Consider the following 9049-nt stretch of genomic DNA (forward strand, 5'->3'; position numbering starts at 1 on the left):
ATGGGGCGTGCTGTCCCTAAAATGCCATGCACATCTTGATTGGAAGGAGACCAAAAAACACCGCCCCTTTGCTTGTCCCGCTTGATAAACATGGCTGCTGCAAAAGGACTTGCGGGTTTTATACTCACACCTCCATCAGAATTTGCCACCCGTACAAAGGGATCAATCAAATAACAAAAGCGTGAGGAAAAATCTGCACGATAAGCAAGGCTTTCTTCCGTGTTTTTACCTCCCGTATCAAACACAGCAATGGCTTGTAGCTTTTCTGCAACCTGTTCTAAAGCGTCTGCCACAGGGTTTTTGCCATTGTCAATCCGCCCTGCACTATAAGCCGGTGCCAAGAGAATTCCAGGTTCCACACCCAAATGCCCTCTAGCATGCGCTAAGGCATGCACACCGGTCAAGTGAGTATTGGACCCCACCATTTCGGTTTGTGTCTCAGCAATGGTCGACTTTTCTTCCACCCGCACAAGGATAATTTGTGCCTCAATCCCTTGCGCGCACACGGCATTGATAACATCAAGAGCTGTGCCCCGTGTCCCAAGCTTTTGGATTTTGTCTGTCTCATGGGTGAAGACCAACACGGGCTCGTTAAGGGGATAAATTTGTGCATCCGCATCAGGGGCTGTAACAACTGCCCCAAGGGCGGTTTGATCAAATGTTGCTAAGGGTCGTGATTTTTTACATTAATTAACCCTATTGACCTTAAACTCTTTTCAAATACACAGAGTTATTCTTTATTTTGAGCTTTTCTTAATTCTGTAATGGGAACTCCACCGATACCCCAATTGTCTGTCTCCACTTCATCAATTACGACAACAGTCGTTTTCGGATTTTTATTCAGAATATTAACTAATAATTGAGTTGCCCCTTCTATTAGTTGCCGTTTCTGTTCAGAGGTAACCCCTTCATTAGTAATTTTAATATTTATGTAAGGCATAAGATCTCCATAATTTACAAATATTGAATAAAAAAACTCAAATAAATGAACGCAAAAAGATTAAACATTAATACATAATAGCTATGCATTTTAAAGCTCGTATCTACCGGTGAAATATGTAGGCTACTGGAAGCAAAAATAGCATTTATTGATACAGGAGAAAGGAGTTGAGCTGCAATAAAGAAGCAAATCCAAACCAAATAATCCGTAACCCCATAAGCCATCGATGACCCTAGTAAGGGAAATGCCAAACTAAATAGCACCATAGGGTGAATTCCTACTACACTGAAAATTGGCAATACAAAGAGAATACAGGCATAACGCTGCCAAACAGAGAGTGATGCCAATGAATGACTAAACGTCACCGGCAACAAAGGAATAAGCAAATCACAAGTAGATATTAGCAGACTACAACCTAGCAACAACATAATTTCACTGGATATACTGCGTATCACTGCCACCAAAGGAGTCAAAAAATCAACACTGAGTGAACTCACACGCTCAATGAGGTATAGAATGCTCGCCGTCAATGCAATGCTTTCTAGTGCATTCAACCTGATAACTGTCAATGCAACGATAAATGTTAGCCAGAAAAATATCAAAAAAATCCAAATTCTTACTCTCTCTCCTTCTTTATTCGCTCTCCTCTCATCGCAAATAATCGGGTTAGCTAGCGGTACAACAGGAGAAATGCACAACAACAACAGACTGAATAGAAAAAGTGGTATCCCCAAAGCAGCGGATGTGAATATTGGTGTTTTAGGCATAGCAGAGAAAACTGTTGCTGCACCGATGCTGGTCGGCATCAGTACCATTGTGATGCTCATCATTCGCATCACAATAGCGGCCAAATGGCGAGAGGGAAAAACACTTTGCTTCAAGGCATCAATCATTAGGGGGATAACCCCCAAACTCATCGGCCAAGCTAGAAACGCAGTCAGTATCGCGATGGACAGGGTAAGCGAACCCTTTCCATAGCGCATCAACCGTTCAGAGAGAAATTCTGAAATACGCCATATATTCATCACATGGCGCAACAATCCCATGGCGAGTAATAGCCAAAAGACATCAGTAAAACGCACAAGCACAGTACCAACATCAGGCAAGTACCAACGCCATATCAGCACTAAAGTACAAGCCAACAGGATGGCCACACCACTGCGTGCATTCCCCTTCAACCACCAGTATGGTATCGTCAAAAGAAAATAACCAAAAACAGTCACTCCAGCCAATGGAATAAGAAACCAAGTTCTCATTGAGATAGATATAAGAAAAATGAATAGCATCAGTATCGCCATTATAGCGGATACGGAGGACATGCGTATCAGGAAGCTTTTTATATCATCAATGTACATTAATTATTGAATCTTTGACTGAGTAGCGATTAAGAAGCTGCTCGTACATGTCAATGACACAGTGCCCTGCATCCCGCAGTGCACGCGAATTAACTAAAGGTCTAGGCAAAATATATGTATAAAAATTTGGCCCCTCTACTGGATTACCGACCACCCATAATGTATTTTGTACTTGTCCTTTAATGTCTATAGGATGCTGCTGACAGTCAATATCAATACCACCAGGATGATATCCTTGGTTGATAAATGGCCGGATAATACCCTGAGCAGCCAAATTTTTGATAAAAGGAGACTCATCACGCAACGGAGAAAAACTATCAATCTTGGCCTTGATCAGCACATCTCCATCAACTGAACTGTTTTCATCTTGGAAAACAGACTGAATTTCGAAACGGCTGGTACTAGCATTGAGAACAAGTTTAGGTGAAGGTCCACCAGCCAAAGTCACGATACCAGCCTCCATCAGAGCCTTCAACTCTTGGTTTCGCTGCATTGGTGGACCGACAGAAATACGGTTGAAGTTTGGATTTAAATATTCAATAAAGTACTTGTGAGATGAAGACGTTAACCCGCAAAAATCAATTGCTGCACGTAAAATATCACGGACATCTCTTAGCACATCTGTAGCAGCTTTCACTGGGCCTTCAACATTACCTGCAGCGGAAGAATGAAGATCTTCCCTTAAATGCTCAATGAAGAATCTTGTATAATCATTCAGAGAGGCGAATATTTTATTTTGATGAGGATACAGCAACGCTTGAATACACTGCTCGTCTTTGGAAGTAACAACATAGGTTTCAGGGTCTAGCCAATGCCCTAGCTGCGTACTTCGATAGACATAACACATTTCTTTAAGTAACAGAGGTAAAAGCTGCGTTTCGAAATCCAGCTGCGGAGAACCATTAGCAATGCTGGACTGCTTACGCAGATGATGTATTGCATCGAGAGTAAGGAATGATGGTATGTATTGCCCACTACTACCCTTTTGATTAATCCCGCGACTACTAAAAGGCAATGTTTGACGGGAGAATAGAGCTATCTTAGGTTCTTTGCCGCTTGGCGTGTAATGCAATTGTCCAGCATTTTCAGTAAAAGTCCCACCGCGACCATAAGTCAATTGCGACAAGACATCATAGCCAGTTAATCCAATTCCCTGCAGCAGCACACGAGACTGAGCTTGTATAGAGTCCAATTTTTCAATTGGATAAGGATTCGAATAATAGTTCAACAGCGCGTTTTTCATTTGGTGAACAGCCACAAACTGTTGCAGATTTTCATCATGCGATGAATATATATTCTTACCATGACCCGTGGTAATATAAACAAAATCTACACTATAACGACAGCCATCTTCCAAAAGAACATCCGTTTTATTATCTTGGTGGATATGGAGATTGATAACCTTTTCTCGGATCTCCTTAATACGAATACCGGAAGGTAAATCTTGCGTGAGCTCTTGGTAAGCCCAAGACAGGTATTCCCCTAATAAACGACGTGATAAATAATCATTTTCTTTGATTTCTCTCCCAACATCACGCTCTGTACGAGAAAAAACACCGTTAATATTACGATAACCTTGTTGAATAGCCCATTGATAAAAATTCGGTCCCTTACGAATAGGCCCTACTCCCTTAACTGTATCATCACCAAATAAAGTAATCTGGCAGGCGACAGTGTTAACCAATAAATGATCCGGCTGATGCACACTATGGGTACCGGTCCCCATCTCATTGGGATCAATCAATAAAATATCAATGTTCCCAGAAAATGGATAATGGGAATAAAGCGTGAGCAAGCGTTCGAGAATACTGATCCCACGAGGACCAACACCCAAAATAGCGACTGTAGAGTGAAGCATTCTGTAATCTCTCCTATTAAAATAATTTGACTTTCACAAAATGTTTCAAAAAGAATGGAATAAATTCTCTCGACTTTTTAGTGAAGATTGCAGATTTATGAAACGCCAACAACCTTTTTACAAAGACAATATTGACAGATTCCAGCAGCAGCAAAAAGCGCTACAGCACCACAGATAACGGAAAGCGTAATAGCATGTGAACCAGACTGTAAAAAACTCGTCAAGAGAGGTCCTAATATTTGGCCAAAACCGTAAGTTAAGGTAGCCAACCCAAGCAGATTTATGCCATACGGCGCATATAAACGCTTAGCTAACGGCATAACTAAAGAAGTCGTCCCCATAAAAGTAAATCCAAACCCTATACAACTGAGAACGATCAGTACAAGAGACTGGCTGAATAATGTCAGTAATACGCATCCTCCTTGGATAAGCAAATTGAGCATCAGACAACGTAATACCCCCCACCGATGGGCTCCCCATAACCAAATGAAACAACTAGGAACAATGGCTATTCCGACAAACGACCATAAGTGGTTAGCAAGTAGTGGGAAATTAAATGTTTTCGCCATCAGAGGAAGATATGTCGCGACAATAATATAACCGAACCCAGCGAGCCCATAAATCAGAGCGAGTTCCCACCAAACGATATTTTCGTGTGCCAATGACTCGTTAATAGCAAATTGAGATGCATCAACACGACGTGGAAATAAAATAAATAACACGAGCAACAATATAACAGATATTAAACCAGCTCCAAACCAAATACTTTGCGCGTTCAGTGATTTACTCAAACCAATAATAACATACTCATTACCCAGTAGAATACCAACTCCCACACCCGCATAGAGCGAAGCAATAACCCACACCTTGTGACTATGCTGCATAACCGTCATAGAACCAAAAATCATCATTGCCGCACTCGCGATACCGGCAGCAAAGCGGATAAAGAAGACCAAGTAAAAGTTTGGTGTCAACGCCATGGCAAAAATAAGTGCACTCGTCACTATAGCTGCACCAAATAGCATGTGGGGAGCACGGGATATATTCCCAACTCTGCAAAACGAAAAAAACATACTCCCAATTAAATAACCGCCATAATTAGCGCTAGCTATATAAGAAAGTTGCTTAAAGGTAAACAATCCTTCATCCAACATAACTGGAAATACCGGCGTATAGAAAAATCGCCCGATCCCCATCCCCAAAATCATAATAATCATACCGAATACAGCGACTTTGAAATAACTCAAATCTTGACGATTATTTTTTCCCCCCATTACTCTTAATCCCTTAACTGATAATTCGCTCATCCGCGTTCTATCTCATCGAGAGTAGCACTTACCTCAGAGAATAAAAGCCAATCTAGCCATTTGTTTGAACAACCAGAGGAACATATTGAGCGATTATTGTCAACATTATTGGATCAGTTATATGCATTTCTTCGTTTTACACTCTGCTCCATGGATACTCTTCTCCCTACAAAGCTTCTTTTTCAGAAAAATAATGGCTGAAATTAAGCAGCAATAACAACGAGGAAATCAATCAGCACGCCCCCGTTCAAACAAGATAATATCCCCCAAAGCTACAGCTTCATCAAGTGCGACTAAAATATCCTCACAAGGTTGCGTTATGTTCACATGGTGAACACCCTCAACCATCAGGCAGCTTAGTAACCAACTTAAAGAGAGATCACGCCCAAGCTTTTGCGCACGCGTCCATTCTTCTCTTAAACTCTGCTCCACTCTTTCCAAAACAAAGGAACCTTCATCCGGTAACAACCAAAAATCAATAGTATTGAAGAGTATAAAGACTACTTTTAATATAGCTTTGTTTTTTATCAGCAGCAGTAAAAAAGTTTGTGTTTTTTACAAAAATTGAATTTATTCATTTTTTATATTATATTTTATGTTATCTTCCTTAAATTAATTAAAAGATCATGGAGTATTAAACTGATAGGATGCATTTTTCTCAAGTGGCATTTTAGAGAAATGTTGATTTAATCAGTGAAGACAAGCAGTGAGCAAAGTTATAATTTGAAAAGACAGTATATAATGTTTATGATCAATGACCTAAATTAGAGACATGAATTGGGAGAGTTTAATCTTTCTTACAGCACAGTAGATCAAAAAAACAGTAGATGAAGTTTAAAATTCACCATTATCCATCATAAGATGAAAGCTTTCATTCCAAGTTTGATTTTTTTAAACTATTTTCTTGTTCTTTCTGTAATATCTAAAGAATATCTTCAAGCACTCATAAGAACTCTTTTAAGTTGTCATTTCCATGATCAAAGTAATGGTTATCGAGCTTCCATTCAGGATACTGTTTTGCAAAAGGAAATCATCATTTCAGAATATGGAGGGATTTATGTATTTAGTCACAATGTATCATGCCCCCTTCCTCTTATATCAGAAATTTAATTCTTAATCGTAATGACGTGATCAAAAAGCACCTTGCGAGACAATCTTTTTAATAAATAAAGTAAAGATGAATTCTGAAAAAAATTTTTAGACGTAAATTGATACGGAGAAACAGTCAGAAAGAAAGGGGGGGATTACAAATGTTGATGACTATAAAAAAAGATATCAAAAAATTACCAAAAACCGATTTATGGATCATTTGTGCTATTTCAGCTGATCAGCAAAGAGAATGGATCAGTGAATGGTGTATAAAAAATAAACACACCTCTATAAGTTCTAATTATGTCAATGATCTTGCCGTCCTAGGGTCATTTTACAGATCTAGACAAAATGATTACTATGGAAGAAACAGCCCCACAAGCAATTCCCCTCAAAAGATAACAATCTCATTTATGAGGCTTATGTTGCTTCTCATAATCACTTCAAAATTGCATCATTTTCTCTCATTAATACGCTTTAAAGTCCCATATAGACTAAGAGGCCTTTTAAATTTTGGGGTGGTTATGGAAGCCTTCTTTCCACTGATCCCTGAATGGGGATATGAAACCGCTATCTTTTCACAGAAAAATATTCTTTTTAGTGAAAATTCTTATTGTACAATCTATGAAACAACACAATGAACAGACCTCGCACCCTTGCTCTCACCTATGGATCCTATAACGCTATCCGCATGCTGATCGGCGTTTACCATGCGATTTTTTTAATGTCCATGGGAGTTAGTCTGGCGCAATTAGCTCTGCTTCAGGTTGTCTTTTCCACCACCATTCTGCTACTTGATTTTCCCTGCGCTGTTTTATCTGACAGATATCGGCGTAAATATTCCGTTATGGCTGGGGTCTTTATGACAGGAGTATTTTATCTTCTATGCCTTCAAGCTCCCAATATGACGGCACTTATTATTGCGCAAATTCTCTATGCAGCGGGCATTTGTATCATTGTCAGCGCCATTGACGGATGGATTTACCATTCTCTAGGCGATAAACAGGATCACTTTTCGCATTATGCTCATCTCTACCACCAAGTTAACTCTTTCGGAAGTATTCTCAGTGGGATTGTAGGCATTGGAACGATCTACTACTCTGGACGATATTTTATGGGATATATCATCTCATGCCTCATGATGGGATTTATTTTTTTGATATTCCTTATTGTTCCTGAAGAAAAGAAAACAACAATTGAAACGTCCAAAACAAAAACAATCTTGCACAATGCCAAGGAAACGCTTTGGATATTTCAAAACACAGTAGGAGGAGCATGGTTTATTTTCCTCATGTGCCTTTTTAGCGCTGGTATTCAGATTATTTATCATTTCTGGCAACCAATAATACTTTCAGGGGGAAAAATTCATCACCTCAACGGTTCGCAAATGCTCATCTTGATGTGCTGCCATATTGGAGCCTTTTCAGCACAATATTTTTCAAATTTACTGATGTCTAAGTATCATGTTCTTGATAAAAAATATAAGAATTCTATAAAACACTTTTCCTTCTTTTCTGCTCTGATGTGCATAGCGCTCTATTTTTCAGTTCATAGCCATCAAACTGCTGCATCAGTCATCGCCTTCTCTTTAATCCATGGATTTATTTGCACTGTACCGATCGGTGCAAAAAGCTTATTTTTTTCAGAACTTAACCAAAAACAAACGCAGCATATTTCCGGTGTTGTTGGTGCTGTCTCTTTTAGCGGAAGAATATTTTCAATTACAGTATTGAGTATTATTTCTTTTCTTCCGGCAAAAGTTTCTCCATCTTACTACCTAATATTACCGACCATTACTTTTTTCATGTGTGGTTTGGTTGTCATGAGATGGATGAAACACTCTCAAAAGTCTCTATGAGAGGAAAATTTTTAAATTACCACTCACAATGTTTTTTTCTAAAAGCATTGACACATTCAACTTTCAATATACAATGCAAATATAAAGTAACACATTGATTTATAATGATAATATGCCAAGCGCGAATATTGTAAGATTCTTTCTTTTCAAATCTGCTTTATGGTTGAAACAATCAAAATCATTTGCTTGCACATCATAAGCAAAGAAAGCCGTATAAATAAAAACGATTTAGAAAAGAAAAATGCCTTTTATGAACTCTCATAGTCAAAATCTATAACAACAGGAAAGCAGATATATAATATGCCTCTTTGCATCTTCATAAGTATACAAATAGTGTGGCTTTATAAGGCTTTATACGCCTCACAGAAACTTTTGCGTTTTATACCATACGAGTTGGCGTCGCAAAATGGGCTTATACACATTGCAAAGATATCTCTTTAAAACAAGTGCATAAATTGGCAACACAAGTGTATTTGTGTTTAGAACATGCTTTTTATATGAGAGGCATAATCCCAACGGGATAAACAGAACTCCTACACACAATCGACTGCTTTTATAACAATAGATGGCGGAGAGGAAGAGATTCGAACTCTCGAGAGCCTTTTGAGCCCTACTCCCTTAGCAGGGGAGCGCCTTCGACCA

At 39.0% G+C, this 9049-nt stretch carries 5 protein-coding genes and 2 pseudogenes; 1 reads left to right on the forward strand and 6 read right to left on the reverse strand.

All coding sequences use genetic code 11. The annotated features are described in order from the left end of the window. From ACFIO3_RS05280 to ACFIO3_RS05305, 6 genes and pseudogenes are all read right to left on the reverse strand, one after another. Window positions 1–581: pseudogene (locus ACFIO3_RS05280) on the reverse strand (phage tail protein); the annotation flags it as partial. Window positions 582–730: 149 nt separating this feature from the next. Next, on the reverse strand, window positions 731–940 hold the full coding sequence (locus ACFIO3_RS05285) for a 2-hydroxymuconate tautomerase family protein (protein WP_375607418.1): 210 nt from the start codon (window positions 938–940) through the stop codon (window positions 731–733). A gap of 14 nt (window positions 941–954) precedes the next feature. After that, on the reverse strand, window positions 955–2226 hold the full coding sequence (locus ACFIO3_RS05290; protein WP_375614767.1) for a hypothetical protein: 1272 nt from the start codon (window positions 2224–2226) through the stop codon (window positions 955–957). A 58-nt stretch (window positions 2227–2284) separates the two neighbouring features. Further along, entirely contained in the window at window positions 2285–4153 is a 1869-nt protein-coding gene (locus ACFIO3_RS05295) for an FAD/NAD(P)-binding protein (protein ID WP_375704174.1), read from the reverse strand. A gap of 95 nt (window positions 4154–4248) precedes the next feature. Next, window positions 4249–5460: a YbfB/YjiJ family MFS transporter gene (locus ACFIO3_RS05300; RefSeq protein ID WP_375614769.1), complete on the reverse strand. Its 1212-nt coding sequence runs from the start codon at window positions 5458–5460 to the stop codon at window positions 4249–4251. A 228-nt stretch (window positions 5461–5688) separates the two neighbouring features. Next, a pseudogene (locus ACFIO3_RS05305) lies at window positions 5689–5937 on the reverse strand (baseplate assembly protein); the annotation flags it as partial. 1249 nt (window positions 5938–7186) lie between these two features. On the opposite strand from ACFIO3_RS05305, the gene ACFIO3_RS05310 reads away from it, so the two are divergent. Beyond that, complete coding sequence (locus ACFIO3_RS05310) at window positions 7187–8407, forward strand: MFS transporter (protein ID WP_375607413.1); 1221 nt, start codon at window positions 7187–7189, stop codon at window positions 8405–8407. Window positions 8408–9049: the final 642 nt, after the last annotated feature.

This window comes from Bartonella sp. AD328YNZD (assembly GCF_042196425.1).